Genomic DNA, 16,324 nt, shown 5'->3' on the forward strand with positions numbered 1-16,324 from the left:
TAATTAAACTCTGCCATACCGATCGTGTAACCGTTCAATATCATCTTCTTCAAGGTAAAATCCTGATCGAACCTCAATAATTTCAAGATCGATTTTCCCAGGATTCTCCAGCGTGTGAACACTGCCGGCAGGTATGAATGTGGATTGGTTTTCCGATAAGAAGAATTCTTTGTCTTCAACATTCACTTTGGCCGTACCACTGACGACCACCCAGTGTTCTGCACGGTGAAGATGACGCTGTACTGACAACCCTTCGCCAGGACGGACAATGATTTTTTTGACCTGGAAATGTTCGCCGCTGTCGATATCGCAGATCTTGCCCCATGGACGATAAGAAGAGGAGTGTTGGCGGAAGTGATGAAGATTGCGTTTCTTCAGTTCATCAACCACTTTTTTGACATCCTGAACGCGATCTTTAGTCGAGATCAACAACGCATCATTGGTATTGATTACGATCAAATCATCCAAACCGATGGTCGCCACCAGAGCAGAGTCCGAAGAGATGTAGTTATTGTTGGAGTCGATAGAGATAACCTCACCAACGTTGACATTTCCTAAGCCATCTTTTTCGGAAACCTCCCATAAGGACGACCAAGAGCCCACGTCGCTCCAGCCGGCATCAATAGGAATGACTACCGCATCATGCGTTTTCTCCATGACTGCGTAGTCAATGGAGTCACTTGGGCAGTGCTTGAATATTTCCTGATCAACACGGATAAAATTCATATCACGTTGGCTATCAGCCACAGACTGCCGGGTTGTGTTGAAAATTTCCGGGCTATGTTGCTGCAACTCCTGCAAGAACTTGGCTGTTTTAAACATAAACATGCCACTATTCCAGCTGTACTCACCGCTGGCGAGGTATTCTACGGCTTTATCCAGACAAGGCTTCTCGACAAAAGAGTCAACTTTAAAGCATTTGTTGGAAAGTGCTTTACCGCGTTTGATATAGCCGTAACCGGTTTCGGGATGTCCAGGAATAATACCGAACGTCACTAAATTATCTTCGGCGGCATATTGAACTGCCGTTTTTATTGCCGAGTGAAAATTTTCTACCTTTTTAATCAAATGATCGGCAGCCAGCACCAAGAGCATGCTGTCTTCATCTTCTTCTGCGGCCAGGTGCGCAGCCAACGCCACTGCCGGTGCCGTGTTACGCCCAACAGGCTCTAGAATAATATTGGTCGCAAGTTGATCGATTTCACGCAGTTGTTCTGCAACCAAAAACCGATGACTTTCATTGCAAATAACCAATGGGCCGGCGACTTCCACACCATCGAGCCCGGCTAAACGTTGCAGAGTCTGCTGCAACAGGCTAAATCCACTGTCATCAATAGATAAAAATTGCTTGGGGAACGATTCGCGCGACAGCGGCCACAGCCGGCTACCAGTACCACCAGCCATAACCACAGGAATTATTTTTGACATTATTAATCCTTTACTCAATCGTCTGGCTTATAAACGAGAATGCGGCTTAAAACCAACCTACCCACCATTCTAAAGTCATACAATTACACATAAACAGTTGTATATATGTTAAAGAACAGTCACTCCAAAGCCAATCACCGCCTATGAAATCACATACGGGAAAGATGAATTACTTTTGGGTAAGGGCAGGAGCACCACTTGCAGCTAACATAACGTATTGTGACAAAAAAGAGCAGCTCAAAGCTGCTCTTTCAGACTAATACTCATAACCAAAGTTAAGCTCTATCTCAACGGCTTAGAGCAAAGTACTGCGCCACACGCTTTACATCATGCTCATCCAAGGTACCTGAATCACTTAGCAGGGTAATCCAAGCCTTGATATAGGTATATTTCGCCGACGCCAGGTCCTTTTGCGCGCTGTATAATTGTTGTTCCGCATTAAGCACATCTACGTTGACGCGTTGCCCCGCCAGCACGCTTTGCCGGGTAGCCGTGACCTGAGTGGTCGCCGACTTGACCGCCAACTCGTAGGCAGCCAGCTTGGCACGGCTGCTGATGCACAGGTTGAACTGCTTGCGTAAATCATTCAGCGTGGTGCCCGTCTGGGCATCCATTTCAAACATCGCCTGTCCGTAGCGTGCGGCAGCCTGACGGGTCGACGCCGAAACGCCGCCACCGGCGTAGATCGGCACGCTGACCTGTACGCCGATGCTGTCGGTGCGATACTTTTGATTAACCGTGTTATCGCTGCTGGAGTCATTTTCTGAATGTGAGGCGTAAAGCTGTACCTGAGGCATAAAACCTGCGCGATTTCTCTCCACTTCATATTTAGCAGCATCAACACCGTGGCGTGACGCAGCCAGCATAGGGTTATTCTCCAGTGCAATTTTTTGCCACTCTTCAAACCGGGAAGGGATTAACGGTGCCACCTGGAATTTCCCTGGGCGCAACGTTTGCAGCTCATCCAGTTGGTTGAGCGGGACACCAATAATCACCTCCAGCTCGCGCTGAGCGGCGTCCAACGCATCACGCGCTTCAATCTCCTGCGCCTCGGCCAGGCTGTAACGGGCCTGGGTCTCCGAAACGTCGGTAATGGTGCCTTCGCCGGCCCCCATTAAACGATCGTTCAGCGCCAACTGCTCTTTATAAGCCGCCTTTTGCGCAGAGGCCAACGCGATCTGGTCTTTCGAGTAAGCCACCTCCACGTAAGCGGAAATCACCCGCACCGCCAAATCCAGAAACTTGCTGCGATAACGTTCGTCGGACATCAATGTCTGAGCAACACCGGCCTTGTAACGCGCATAAGCCTCATAGTCGAACAACGGCTGCGTCAGCGTAATCGAGCTGGAATAGCTGCGATACTGCCTGCGCTGGGTGACTTCGCTGACATTGCCAAAAATGTCGCTCGACGGATATTTTTGCGTCTGCCAGTTTCTCGGCGAGTTCTGGTAATTGCCCGATACCTTCGGCAGCAGCCCCGCCCTGCCGATATTTTCGTTTTCGTCTCCCGCCTCTTTCTCTTTTATAGCCGCCCGGAAGGTCGGATCTTTTTCAAGTGCCAGCGAATATGCGTCTATAATCCCTATCGAATGAACCGGCGCAGATATCGCAAACAAGAGGGTACTGATAGCAAGGCCAGCAACCTGTCGTTTAAATTGAATCAAAATTATTCCTCGGTTAAAGAAGTATGAGCGCGATCCAAAATGGGTTTAAACAGATAACTCAACAGCGAACGCGACCCCGTCTTCACGAACACCTCAACAGGCATACCCGGTTTGATATCTTCCCCACTCAGCATCTTCATGCCTTCTGGCGTTACCGTAACCTGCATCTGGTAGTAGGGTTCACCGTTGGCCTTGTCCACCAGCCGATCGGCGGAAACCAACGTCACCGTACCCGGAATTTTCGGGGTCTTGTTTTGGTTGAAGGCGGTAAACATCAAATCCACCGGCAACCCGTTGTAAACTTTATCGACCAGTTCTACCTTGAGGCGAGAGTCCACCACCAGCGTAGCCTGGCTGGGTACAACGTCCATCAGGTGGTCACCCGCTCCCACGACGCCCCCCTGAGTAAAGATGCTTAATCCGACCACGGTGCCATCCACCGACGAAGTGATAGCCGTGTTGCCGAGCTCAAAATTCGCCATTTCAAGTTTATTTCTGAATTCGCTGGCATCCATTTGGGTCTGCGCCAACTGGGTTCGGACCTCACGCTGATAATCGGCAAAACGTTGGTCGATCCGCTGCTGAGACTCCTGCAACTGCTTTTGCAGTTGGCCAATTCGCCCGATGGTTTCATCGATGCTGCTGTTTACCTCGGCAAACTGGCGCTGAACTTCCAGATAGCGGTTACGCGGCAAATAGCCGTCCGCAGCCAGCTGTTTCATGCTGTTCATCTGCTCGCGCAGACTCGAAAGTTGAATCTGTTTGTTAACCCGTGAGTCCTGCAGGCCTTTCAATTGGAAACGCATGCCATCCATTGACTGCTTATAGCCATCGATTTCGCTTTGCAGCCCCAGGCGCCGGGAAGAAAACAACTGTGTTTGCAATGCAATAATTTCGGCCACACGTGGCTGATCTTTGATTTGCTCAAAAACAGGGGAGAAAGTGACTTTGGTTAACCCATCTCGCTCGGCGAGCAACCGCCCTTCCGAAGCCAGCGTGGTGTAGTACTGGTCCCGCAGCGAAGCGACCTGAGCCAGTGCCTGCACCTGGCTCAATTGCACCAGCACCTCGCCGGCTTTCACCTTGTCACCTTCTTTAACGGCGATATTTGTGATGATGCCACTGGCTGGCGCCTGCACCGTTTTACGGTTGCCGGAGACGGTAACGGACCCCGGCGTCGCAACCCCTTTGTCCAAAGGCGCAAATGCTGCCCAGGCAAAAAAGCCAAACAGGCCAAACCCAACCACTAACCATCCCATGCGGGTGAAACGCCGCTCATCCTGGGGGATCTGCTCTGAATACGAGTCTTGCGGCTCGCCAATGTGCGTAGACATACCAACTCCTTTGACTGCAGACGACGCATTTCAGCGCCGCCCGGCAAGTTCACAGCTTAATTAATTTGAGTTTTTGGGATATTGCCTTCGTCCGGCTCAGAATTGACTGCGCGAACCGCCTGCTGTGGAGTCTGCGCTTTCTGAGCATTCGCCAGCGCCTGCAACACCTGCTGAGTTGGGCCAAATGCATTGACGGTACCGTTCACCAGCAACAACAATTTGCTGGTCATCGACAGCAGATTGGTTCGATGGGTAATCAGAATCACCGTTTTATTGCGTTGCTTAAGGAACAGAATCGCCTGATTCAGCGCCTTTTCACCGGCATCATCCAGGTTGGAGTTAGGTTCATCCAACACGATCAGGGAAGGATCGCCATACAACGCACGCGCCAGCCCAATACGCTGCTTCTGCCCACCAGAGAGCCCTGCGCCACCGTTGCCTATGACAGAATCATAACCATTAGGGAAACGCAGAATCAGTTCATGCACCCCAGCCAGTTTGGCGGCCTCAATCACTTTCTCTGAGTCGATAGCGTTAAAACGCGCGATATTCTCGGCAATGGTGCCGGCGAACAATTCAATGTCCTGCGGCAGGTAACCGATATAGGGCCCCAACTCGTCTTTGTTCCATTGATAAATGTCGGCGTTATCAAGCCGTACAATGCCTTCGCTTACCGGCCAAATACCGACCAGCAAGCGCGCCAACGTGGATTTACCGGAAGCGCTTGGCCCAATAATCCCCAGCACGTCGCCCGGTTGAATGGCAAAGCTGACGTTATGCAATACCGCGTCGGCTTTGGAACCCGGTGGCGTGGCGGTTACGCCTTCTACCGAGATGACACCTACAGGTCGAGGCAACGACATGCCCAACCCGCGCGGCGGGTGCTTATCAAGCAATTTTACCAGGCGTTGATAGGAGAGCTTGGCTGAACTCCAGCTTTTCCAGACGTTGATCACCTGTTCGATAGGTGCCAACGTGCGTCCCATGAGAATCGAACCGGCAATCATCATCCCAGGCGTGATATGGCCGTCAATCGCCAGCCAGCCGCCCAATCCCAGCACCAATGATTGCAGCGAGAGACGAACAAACTTGGTGATTGAAGTGACGGTGGTAGCGCGTTCGCTAGCCACACGTTGGCTATTGAGGAAGCGTTGGTGCAATGTAAACCAACGATGTTTAAGATTAGGCAACATGCCCAATGCCTCGATCACCTCGGCATTACGCAAGTTGGTGCTCGCCAGGCTGCTGGACATGATTGACAGCTTGCTCGCCTCGCCCAAAGGTTTTTTGGAAACCATTTCGTTGACAACCGCCAGAGCGATCAACAACAGCGATCCCACCAGCGCAAACAAGCCAAGCCAAGGGTTGAACAGGAAAATCACCAGCAGATAGATCGGGAACCAGGGCGCATCGAAGAAAGCGAATAAAGCGCTGCCGGTAAGGAATTGGCGAACGGTAGTTAAATCGCCCAGCATCTGTCCTGCATCGGAAGAGCCATTTTTAAGATTTGCCTCATACGCCGCAGTATAAATACGGGTATTCAAGCGCATATCCAACTGGCTGCCGATACGGATAACCACCATGCTGCGGACATACTCTAATAACGCCATCATGCCGAACATACCCAGCATAATCAGCGTTAGCATCAGCAAGGTTATTTCATTACGCGACGGAAGCACCCGGTCATAAACCTGGAGCATATAGATCGAGGGGACGAGCATTAACAAATTAATAAATGCGGTAAATATGCCAACGGTCCAGAAAATTTTGCTGCGTGTCCGTATAACATCCGCAATTTCATTGCGCGGTATAAATTGATTCACTTTCTGCCCTTACATCATGTGCACTGTCAGTCCAATCCGCATTGATTTCTTCTAAGGAAATTCCTAAAAAAGAAAAAATAGAAAAAGTCCTAAAGAAGGCTCACCCCAAACATGCTCGAGACTGCAGATACTTTTTTTAACTATAGGTAGAGAAAGTGGATATCGGCAAGGTGGAACACGAAAAAAACCGCTCGTAATCAATCAAGCTAAAATCAGTTAAAACAACAAGATGAAAGGCAACATGAATAAAGGGGGATTGTTCAGTAGAGAGATAAGTCAGAGATGATGACACTGCTCACAAATAAAAACGGGGAGATTTAACCTCCCCGTATTATTTAATAACTAACAGTTTCAATGAAAACTATTACTCTGCGGAATTTACACTCACGCGTAATGCAGAGTATCAATAAGTTGCTGATGGTTTTGACCAGTCAGGTAAACAACGCTGTCGCCGAGGTCCAGAGTTTGGTCATCGTTGTTATCGACAATCACGTAGGAGCTGGCATTGTCGCCTGCACCGCCGAACACCACAGATGCCACACCGACTTTAGCGGTCAGTGAGTTACTGCTGTCCAGACCAAGGATACCGCCCAACAGGCCAATAACGCCGTTGGTCAGACCGCCAACCAGTGTACCCAGCAGAGCATCCAGAGTATCGGAAGCACGAGTGCCGTAATCCGCCACCGCAGTGCCGCTGGTATCGCCGGAAATGGTCAAGGCAGAAGCAACGTCGACAATCTTGTCTTTGGTGCTGTCAAAGTCGGTGATGGTGATACCGGCCTGAGTATTACTGGCCTTAGCTTCGAAGGTATTTACACCACTCCCGCCGGTCAATGTAGTATTGCCGATCGCCGCCAGGTTATCGGCAGCTGTAGAGCCTTCCACTGTCAGTTGGTAACCATTCAGACCCAGAGCCGTCAGAACCGGCGCCAGCAGTGCGGTAGTGACACCACTCAGCGGCAGAATGTTCAGCAGTTGAATGATGATACCGTCGCCGGTACCGCCGTGGCTTGAATCAAGATTCAGGCCGCCTGTGTTGGCTGATGCATCAATATCACGGACGTTGCTGTAGCCGCTACCCAGAGTCAGGTCAAGCAAGTGATCACCGGTAACGGTGATGTTTTGTACCTGAGCATTGGTCCCGGTCAGCGACAAAATATTGTCAAAGTTACCAGTACCACCGGAAGCGATGTTCACGTCGGTCAATGCCGTTGGGAACAACAGGTTACTGCTGCTGTTCAATGCCAAAGAACCTGCGTTCACATCTGAAGAACTAGTAGCGGTAAAATTAACATCAAAGTGATCGGTGGCGTTCTGCAAGAACGTAATTTCCACGCTGCTTGCCGCAGTCGCATTACCCGTAACTTCCAGTTGCGCCGAGCTACCGCCGGCTGCATTGATCACTTTCACCGCTTCAGCCAGGCCAGAGAGTACGAAGCCTTGCGAACCGATATTAGAGGTAGCAGCCTGATTGACCGTGGTGCTAAGAGTCCCTGTCAGGCTTGATTCTGAGATGGCATTACCGGTTAATACGCCAAAATCAAAGGTATGGTTGGCCGCAGTGGACCCGCTGCTTACCGTTGCCTTGCCGATATAACCGGCCAGATCCAGCTTCTCAAAGTTGCTGAACTGCGCAGAGTTACTGCTAATAGTCGCAGTACGAGCAAGAGCATTGCCTGACATCACGACGTTTTTGGTAATAAAGTTGGCAGAGATAGTATCAACGCCATCGCCGCCATTGCCGGAAACGCCTGCACCTACGGTATTAGCACCGCCAACAGCAGCATTGCCCAACCATTTCAGCGAGTCATTCCCTGCGCCCAGATTAAAATCACCGGTAGCGGTAGCGACAGCCGCCGTAGCGGTAACCAGCACATCATCCGCGCCGGAGCTGGCGTTAAGGATTACGTTGCCGTTATTCACGGTGATATCAACACCCGGGTTAACCCCGTTGTCTGACAGGTTAACCGTTGCTGCGCTGGTGCCGTTAATGGCGAGATTCGCCAGATGATCGGCGAACTTCAGATTAACGACGCTGGCGGCATTGGCGGCAAGCAGGACATCGGTCAATACCGCAGTTTCTGCATTACTGATCTGGTGTGAAGCCCCAGTATTAACCGTCCCGGTAGCGTTGCCACCAGCCGCCGTTGCGCTCAGGGAAGCCGCAGTTTTGTACAACAAGCTGGTGCCGATATCAAATTCAAACCCGTGTTGCTGGGTTACCGTAGTCGCATCGGTCGCCGTCGAAGTGCGCAAATCGTTGATAATCGCCTGAGTAATGGCCGATTTATCAGAACCTAACGCGCTGTAGACTGCTAATTGACCTGCATTGGCAGCAACGCCATGCACCGCAGTATAAACATGTTGAATAAAATCATCGCCTGTCAGCTGCGCGCCTTTGCGTTGGAATTCCGCAGAACCCAGGACAGAACTGATAAAGTTTTTATATGTGGTTGTACTTAACGATAGGTATTTGCTCCAGTTATCTAGTGCACCAGCATCAATACCACGTTCCGGAACCGCCAGGTACACGGCCGCAGCTTGTTCTTGAGCAGCCAAGCCAGCAATTTGCCCTTGGGCGTAAGTCACCGTTGCATCGTTAAAATGCTGCTGCGCTGCAGTATCGGTAGGAGCAACTGTCCCACGCAGAGAAGTAATGATTTCCGCAACGATCTGTCCACGGGTACTTCCTCCTGTCAGCTCGCTAAGGAAATGCGAAAGCTCAGTGGAGGATGGGGCTCGTTCGAAGCTGGCAGTGAAAACGCGTGAAATGAAATCATTATTACTCAAAGCCTTCAGATATGAGCGATCTGCAACAAACTTGTCTGCAATCTGAGCAACCGATTTAGTGCCGGCATTTAGAATCGAACCAAATAAATTTACGTTAGTTGATTGAGAAACTAATCCCAGGACATGGTATATAGCCTGAACATCCGACGCACCTTGACCAGCCGCAGCTGGGCTGGTAGCAGGGAATAACACCTTATTAATCTGGGTATCGAAACTGCTTTGCGATGCCGTGGTTGCGGAATCAAATCCATGATAATTAATAAGATCTGAAAGCACCTTAGAAATTGATGCCGCCAACGAAGAGGATGCCAGCAGGTCCTGAAGAGTGGTATTCAGCGCCGCGCTGCCATATGCCTTTGTATAAACAGCCTGGAGAATATCTAAATCACTTTTGCCGGCGTATAATGTGCTGCCATCCGCCGAAGAAAGAAGGCTTGTCACATAACTGCTATCCGACAAAGCTCCTGTTTCTAACTGTGCACCAACACTGTCATACTCAGTACTTGACGCGCTTTTACCTAAAACGGCATACAAAATTGCAGCCGCTTCTTTTTGAAACGCCAGAGAAGCCATAACAACCCCCTTCGAGGTGGATTTCCGATTAAGCTAAAACCTGTCTCTTTGCAAAAAAAATAACAAGGCAAGAGAATCAGGAAGTTATAAAAAACTTGTATCTTACATAACAGGAAAACAAATTTAATGAACGCTCTACCCCCTAACTATAACGACTTATAACTTTCTTAGATCAAAGAAAGGCTATAAACGAATTATTGTCAAGGTATCGTAAGCAACGCTCGATCAAGAAATGAGATTACACATCGCATTGATTTCTGTAATTTTATTTTCAACTCGTGACTTACATCTCAAAAATCAACGACAGTCCGTTGGAGGCTATCGAAGAGTGGGCTTCTTTTAATTATAATTTTCTAAAAATTTAAATACATAAAAAACATATAGTTATGAAACAATTCAATCAGATTGACCTGAGGATTTTCTTAATAGAATTTATATAGCATACCTATACTGAAAATTTATTTTTGCTTTATATGAGAATATTTTTATAGCCAGTTAACACACTAGATCACATGAAGAATGTAACCAAAACAGCCTTCCTTAGGAACAATAAACCACATAAAAAAAGTGGTTTATTGTTCGGCTGGGATGAAACAAAGATTAAGCACAAAGTATAGGGATATTGAAATTTGCAGTGGTAGTGATTATCCATGAGGGGAATATTAAGAGGCTAAAGCATTCATTGCTTATGATTAACAGAGGGAGGTATAAGAATGGAGGGAGAGGCCAAGATTGAAGTTCAGCATTTAAAAAAAGAATAAAACAGATGCTAATTCAATAACATCTGTTTTTTCCACAATAGAATATTGTTGTGTGAGGCTCAATATCCCCGATTAACCAAAATTGAAAAGATGACACCCTCTGCAGCTAATGGTTTATCTCCTTGATTCTTAATCGTAATATTAACAACATCATCTTCCAAGGCAAAAGCGCTGAGAGCAGATTGTCCAAGAGGGCGAGAAGATGCAGTTGAGATTACGACCCATCCAGCTTTAACGCCAGGAACCGAACATTTAACATCAGTGCTTGCTCCCGCAGCCAAGCTTATCTTTTGCGCATTACTGCGTTTGCTGATATTGGCAAATTTTTCAATACTCCAGGTACCCGGTGAACCACTTTCAACACATACCCATTCAGAAGGCATGCCAGCAGCAGGACTACGTTCTATAGCTCTGTCTCCGGCCTTAAATTCGCCTTGAGTTGGCAAGCCAAAGAAACATACTTTATTGCCAAACGTTGAAGAGTCAGTATCAATCAGATGGCTCGCAGTCATCATACCGGTGAAAACGTTAGCTGCTGGAGACTGAATTTGGTTATCTTTAATGAGCACGTTACCTGATGGATTAGAGCCCAAGTGAAAAACGGAAAACGTAGAACCTAAGCTAACTTGATTTCCAATAAAAATAAGATTGGATATATTATTAAGGCGGATATGCCCCATACCCGTATTGGCAATTATGTTTCCAACAAAACTTACGGCCCCACTGAGCTTAAAATCAGCAGAACCTTCACCAGCCGACTTCTTTAGACTACTTCCGAAATAGTTAGCATTTACAATGCTGTCCGTCGCACTAAGTAAAGTACTACTATCACTAATACGATTAGATGAAATAGTTGCATTAGTAGCTGAAATAGCCGGGTAATCTGCGTTTTTTTGCAATCCGCACTTTTCAACAATGTTTTCTGTAATAATAGTATTCTCTACGCTTATACCATTAGCACTATAGAAAGCGATCCCGGCTTGCCCGGTATTTTTTACCGTGTTGCCAGAAACGATGGTTTTTTTTATCGGATATTTTTGAGGGTTATTATAAACCGCATTATCAACAATAATGCCAAATCGCCTTACTGTATCAACATCATTAGCGAAAACCTTCAGGTTTTGAATATTTGTGAAGGCAATGCCATATGATGTATCACTGATAGAGTTCCCACTGACTAAAAGATTGCTGAAGGTTGTACTTGAACCCGTTTTCTCATCATTCAGTGTAATCCCTCCTCCTAAAGTTCCTTTCAAACCAAAAATGTCGGTTGCTGAAAAAATTCGGTTGCAAATTATCTTCCCGTCGTACGATGGAGAACCGCTGGTTTTCAATAAAATCCCATCGCCGTTGTGTTCATAAATATCATTATTGAAGATAATCCACGAAAAACTGGCTCGGACGGCAATGCCCTCTTCCCCAAGTTTATGTACCAGGCAATTTTCTATCCTAAAATGTGATGAGTCTGATATTGATATTGCATCCGTACGATAACTAATATTTAAATCTGAAAGCACAAAGTTAGAACAACCTTTAATCACTACACCACTGCAAGACTTCCCCCAAAGCCCCGTCGTTTTAGATGAGGTCAGTGTTACATTTGTGAGACTAAAGTCTTGCTGGTTCTCAATTTTAAAAATAACTTGTTCATCATTGTTATTATCAAGAAAAATTGTGCCTCCACCGACTATGTGACAGTTGGAAGGCAACTCAAAATTCCCTTGACTAACTTTATAATAACCACCTAGATTAATTTCTATAATATTATTTGATGAAAGTGACTTGGCCTGCTGAAACATCTGGTTAAAAGCAGGATAGCTATCCTCTTGGTCCAAGTTTTTAGCAGCACTTCTAGCCTGACCCCCATTGCTACTTTCACCTTTATTAACGAACATTTCAGGATTTAACTTTACCGTTTTAGCCCCGTTCCTTTGGGGCATACCTGGGCTTTTTTTATTGAAACTAATAGGGTTAGAAGCAATTGCGCCACTTACATCAGCAGCTGAAGAGGTTCTGACTGCAGCGGCACCTGCTGCCGCAATCAACATGCTTTTGACAAGTTTTCTTCTTTCCATCGTTCTACCACCTATTGTATAGCGATCAGGAATAATTTCAGTAACGAAAAATCAATAAGCGCCATCGCGTTTTAGAACAACAGCGATAGTTTTAAATAGAATGGCAATGTCATTCCAGAGCGCCCAGTTTTTTACATACCATGCATCAAAGTAAACACGTGTGTCATAATCAATATCATTACGACCACTAACTTGCCATAGACCCGTCATGCCAGGTTTTGCCATCAGATAATAATCTACATCTCCAGCATAACGTTCAAGTTCAGCTTCAACCACCGGCCGGGGACCAACCAAACTCATTTCACCAATAAATACGTTCCATAGCTGTGGTAATTCGTCGAGACTGGTTTTACGGATGAAAGCGCCAATTTTAGTAATACGAGGATCATTTTTAAGCTTGAAGTCTTTGTCCCACTCTTTTCTTGCTTCAGGATCTCGCTCAAGTAGCTCTCTAAGAACTTCCTGGGAGTTCGTCACCATTGAACGAAACTTAAGACACTTGAATTTTTTCCCGTTATGACCAATTCGCTCATGACCATAGATAGACTTCCCACCATCTCTTGAAACTTTGTACGCGAGAAACAACAAAACAGGCATTAACGCAAGCATTATCAAGAATGAGCCGACAATATCAAACGCTCTCTTGAGTATACGAGATGAGCGTTTAGCAAGATTATTGCTAACACGCAATATCATTACTTCATGGCTAAAAATAAATGACATATCTGTGCCATAAAGCGGCACCCCACGCAGTGTTGGAATGACAGAGACAGACCGGCAATTATGTTTTGCCAGATTTTTTAGCCACCAATCACGCAACGCGTGTTGTTCAAACTCAAGAGCAATAATGAACTGTGTGTTTTCAATATCAGCACATTGCCATAATTCCTTTTCATTATTAATGACAGGAATATTGAAACTATTTTCATCACAAGGAGCATCGGTGCATACAAATGCTGCAACTTCGAACCCGAGCACTTCTTCACTTTGAAGAGCGGCATAAGCCTCAAAAGCGTTCTTTCCGGATCCAATAATTATTGTATGTTTTTTCCAAAGATTCAGTTTATTAAGTAATTTCTTAGTTAATGTTCGACCAATAGGGACCAAAGCGATAATTAGCACCCAGGAGAACATCCAGACATAACGCGAAAAATTCCATTTTGAGAACGCGACCAATGCCAAATCGAGAATGGCAAAAATAATAAGCGTTCTGATAATCTCCTTCAACTCGAACCAAAATGGCTTTCTATATGTATAGTGACGTAATCTCGTCCAAAACCAGAAAACACAAAGTAGAGAAAGAATAAACTGTGCTAATGCTCTTACTGCAAACTCATCTTTAGGCACAAAATCTTCTAACCCGCCAAAAACTTTATAGATAATAAGGTAAGAGAGATAGATAGAGATGTTAAAGAAAAAAACATCGGAAAGAGCCAGAGAGAATTTAGTGACATAATTTGCCATAAACCCATTTACTTTATTCATGATATTCGCCCAAGTCAGACACCAGTGACAAATGAAATACGGTAATATACATTTATTTTTCGATTGCGATTAAAATCACTGAAATGCAAGCTTAATAGCAACAACCTACTAATTAGCAAGTTACATTTCAGTGCATTATTAAAAAATTACAAGCACAAAAAATGTACGTAACACCCATTTTTACAATTATATTTTGGCGGAATTTTTATTTTACATCTCATTAATTACTACCGCTTAACAAGGATGTATATATTCTTTGCGTCTTATCGATCATTTGCTTTGCTGTATACTTTTCCAAAAAAACTTCTCTGGCATTTTTACCCAACTCTTGCCACTTTTCTTTCGAAGTATGCTCGAGGTAACTTGCCAAATCTTTTGAATTTTCAGGTTCAAAGAGTAATCCTGTATAACCGTGCTCAATCATTTCTGGAAACGAGCTGCAATTACTCGCCAATACAGGCAAGCCATAGCTCATAGCCTCTAAGGCTACCATGGCAAACCCCTCCCATCGACTTGGCATTACCAGCACGTCCGCATAAGTAAAATACGGTGCCAATTCATCACTACGAAGCCAACCGGTATAAATTGTTTGAGGAATTTCCTTCGGGGGAGATTCGCCATGAACAGCGCCGCCAATTGCAGTCAAAACAATAGGCTTACCTTCAAACTTCGTCATTGCATCCAGCAAAATATCGAACCCTTTTTGATAGTCAAATCGACCAACAAAAAGTATGTTTATTACATTTGTCTGAAATGGATTTGGCAAACCAGGTAAAAATGATCTGTCAGGAACGCCATTATGAACCACCTGAAGTTTCTTTGCAGGCAAACCATGCGATACAGCGCTATCTTTCTCATGTTGACTAACGCAGATGATTGCATCTGTGATAGGGGTAAATAGTCGCTCTAACAATGCGTATAGTCTAATTTTATTATTGCTCCCCTGCATCATAAAAGAAAATGCATGCGGACAATAAACAACTTTAGGCCGATGGAATGGCCATAAAATGACTAATGCCAATCGCCCCAAGACACCAGAAAAAGTACTATGAAGGTGAACAAGATCAGGCTTGAATAAAATAACAGTCTTTATAAAAGTAACAAAGAAATTAAAAAATGAAATAATATTTCGCCCAGAACGCAAAAACGTAACGATACATTTATCATTGACAGTTGATAACTCAGCTGATTGGTCAGAGGGAATTATACATTTAACTTTGTTCACATCCTCAGCAATCTGCCCTTCTATAATCTGACGTATTACTGTTGCTACGCCACCTTTAATTGTTTCTGCAGCATGTAAAATTTTCATTTAATCTACTACCTGATCATTTGAAAATGAATCGACTATATCACTGACTTTCTGAGCAGATGCATGCCAAGAAAAACGCTTCAAGTTTAAATTTCCCTTACGGGTCAATTCATTTCTTAACTCTGAATCAGAAATAATTTCCTTCATCGCATCTGAAATCATAGCAATATTATTTGGATCAAAATAGATGACACTATCCTGTAGCACTTCAGGCATAGAAGCCGCATTCGATGAAATAACAGGGCAACCACACGACTGCGCTTCAAGAGGTGGGATACCAAATCCTTCATAAAATGATGGGAAAACGAATGCTAATGCATTTTGATAGAGGTTTATAAGTTCCTGATCATCAACTCGCCCCATAAACTCTACTTTATCGGAGTGCGAAAGCAGCGCTGAAAAATCTTGTTGAGAAAAACTGACCGCAGTCTTTCCAATGATTTTTAATGAAACATCAAATTCTTTGGAGACCGTTTCGAACGCAGATAACATACCATGGAAGTTTTTATGATAATTCGGTGACGAAACTGCTAGCAAGTAAGCATTTTGGCGATCCGTAGATTTGTGTTCTGCTTTAGCAAAAGCATCATTTACAGCGTTATATATAATAGATATCTTTTCCTTAGGGTACCCAAATACATTATGGATCTCCTCTTTTGAAAATTCACTTACAGTGAGTAAATGCCGGCTACTTTTTAGCATCCGTGGTATCAGTATCCCGTAAACAAACCTAAACTTCCTGGAGAAACTACTAGGGTAACGTTTGTATGTCACATCATGGTGAGTAACGATTTGATTTTGATAAAATGCAGGCGCCGTACTACATAAATTTAATAATAAAGGTGAGCCTTTTTTCTTTAAGGCGTACGGTAATTCAACCTGCTCCCAGTAATGTCCGCTTTTACGGCCAACAACCTCAACATTAAACTCTTTTAAAATAGCCTTATTTAGTATTCCTTCAGGAGCCAAGATAACCACATCATTTCTTATTTTATTTAACTGCCGTGATATTTCTTCAGCAAATCGTTGTACACCTGTCATTTCCTGAGTTAAAAATCGGCCATTTATGTACAGCATAG

The 16,324-nt window shown here is 45.2% G+C and carries 9 protein-coding genes; all 9 read right to left on the minus strand.

What is annotated here, in order from left to right; genetic code table 11:
• Positions 1-3 precede the first annotated feature (3 nt).
• A complete protein-coding gene (locus tag SPL01S_RS11600; RefSeq protein ID WP_063199892.1) occupies positions 4-1,428 on the minus strand; it encodes a mannose-1-phosphate guanylyltransferase/mannose-6-phosphate isomerase in 1,425 nt (474 codons plus the stop codon).
• 287 nt (positions 1,429-1,715) lie between these two features.
• Positions 1,716-3,092, minus strand: a complete 1,377-nt coding sequence (locus tag SPL01S_RS11605; protein WP_063199894.1) for a TolC family outer membrane protein — start codon at positions 3,090-3,092, stop codon at positions 1,716-1,718.
• Positions 3,093-3,094: 2 nt separating this feature from the next.
• Positions 3,095-4,426 (minus strand): HlyD family type I secretion periplasmic adaptor subunit, encoded by a 1,332-nt coding sequence (locus SPL01S_RS11610; RefSeq protein WP_063199897.1) that lies wholly within the window; start codon positions 4,424-4,426, stop codon positions 3,095-3,097.
• A 56-nt stretch (positions 4,427-4,482) separates the two neighbouring features.
• The gene (locus SPL01S_RS11615) at positions 4,483-6,249 is read right to left on the minus strand and encodes a type I secretion system permease/ATPase (RefSeq protein ID WP_004942413.1); all 1,767 of its coding nucleotides are present in this window, start codon (positions 6,247-6,249) and stop codon (positions 4,483-4,485) included.
• Positions 6,250-6,633: 384 nt separating this feature from the next.
• Positions 6,634-9,612, minus strand: coding sequence for a beta strand repeat-containing protein (locus SPL01S_RS11620; protein WP_063199900.1), 2,979 nt, complete (start codon positions 9,610-9,612; stop codon positions 6,634-6,636).
• A gap of 820 nt (positions 9,613-10,432) precedes the next feature.
• Positions 10,433-12,448, minus strand: coding sequence for a right-handed parallel beta-helix repeat-containing protein (locus SPL01S_RS11625; protein WP_081113155.1), 2,016 nt, complete (start codon positions 12,446-12,448; stop codon positions 10,433-10,435).
• A 51-nt stretch (positions 12,449-12,499) separates the two neighbouring features.
• Complete coding sequence (gene wbaP, locus SPL01S_RS11630; RefSeq protein ID WP_062870294.1) at positions 12,500-13,933, minus strand: undecaprenyl-phosphate galactose phosphotransferase WbaP; 1,434 nt, start codon at positions 13,931-13,933, stop codon at positions 12,500-12,502.
• 220 nt (positions 13,934-14,153) lie between these two features.
• Positions 14,154-15,245, minus strand: coding sequence for a glycosyltransferase (locus SPL01S_RS11635; RefSeq protein WP_063199907.1), 1,092 nt, complete (start codon positions 15,243-15,245; stop codon positions 14,154-14,156).
• Entirely contained in the window at positions 15,246-16,322 is a 1,077-nt protein-coding gene (locus SPL01S_RS11640) for a glycosyltransferase family 4 protein (RefSeq protein ID WP_063199911.1), read from the minus strand.
• Positions 16,323-16,324: the final 2 nt, after the last annotated feature.

It is taken from the genome of Serratia plymuthica NBRC 102599 (genome assembly GCF_001590925.1).
Classification (GTDB): Bacteria; Pseudomonadota; Gammaproteobacteria; order Enterobacterales; family Enterobacteriaceae; genus Serratia; species Serratia plymuthica.

Bases quoted from the DNA above. Each gene is read 5' to 3' on its own strand.
- SPL01S_RS11600 (WP_063199892.1), bottom strand. From the start codon at position 1,428: ATGTCAAAAATAATTCCTGTGGTTATGGCTGGTGGTACTGGTAGCCGG.
- SPL01S_RS11610 (WP_063199897.1), bottom strand. From the start codon at position 4,426: ATGTCTACGCACATTGGCGAGCCGCAAGACTCGTATTCAGAGCAGATC.
- SPL01S_RS11620 (WP_063199900.1), bottom strand. From the start codon at position 9,612: ATGGCTTCTCTGGCGTTTCAAAAAGAAGCGGCTGCAATTTTGTATGCC.
- SPL01S_RS11625 (WP_081113155.1), bottom strand. From the start codon at position 12,448: ATGGAAAGAAGAAAACTTGTCAAAAGCATGTTGATTGCGGCAGCAGGT.
- wbaP (WP_062870294.1), bottom strand. From the start codon at position 13,933: ATGAATAAAGTAAATGGGTTTATGGCAAATTATGTCACTAAATTCTCT.
- SPL01S_RS11635 (WP_063199907.1), bottom strand. From the start codon at position 15,245: ATGAAAATTTTACATGCTGCAGAAACAATTAAAGGTGGCGTAGCAACA.
- SPL01S_RS11640 (WP_063199911.1), bottom strand. From the start codon at position 16,322: ATGCTGTACATAAATGGCCGATTTTTAACTCAGGAAATGACAGGTGTA.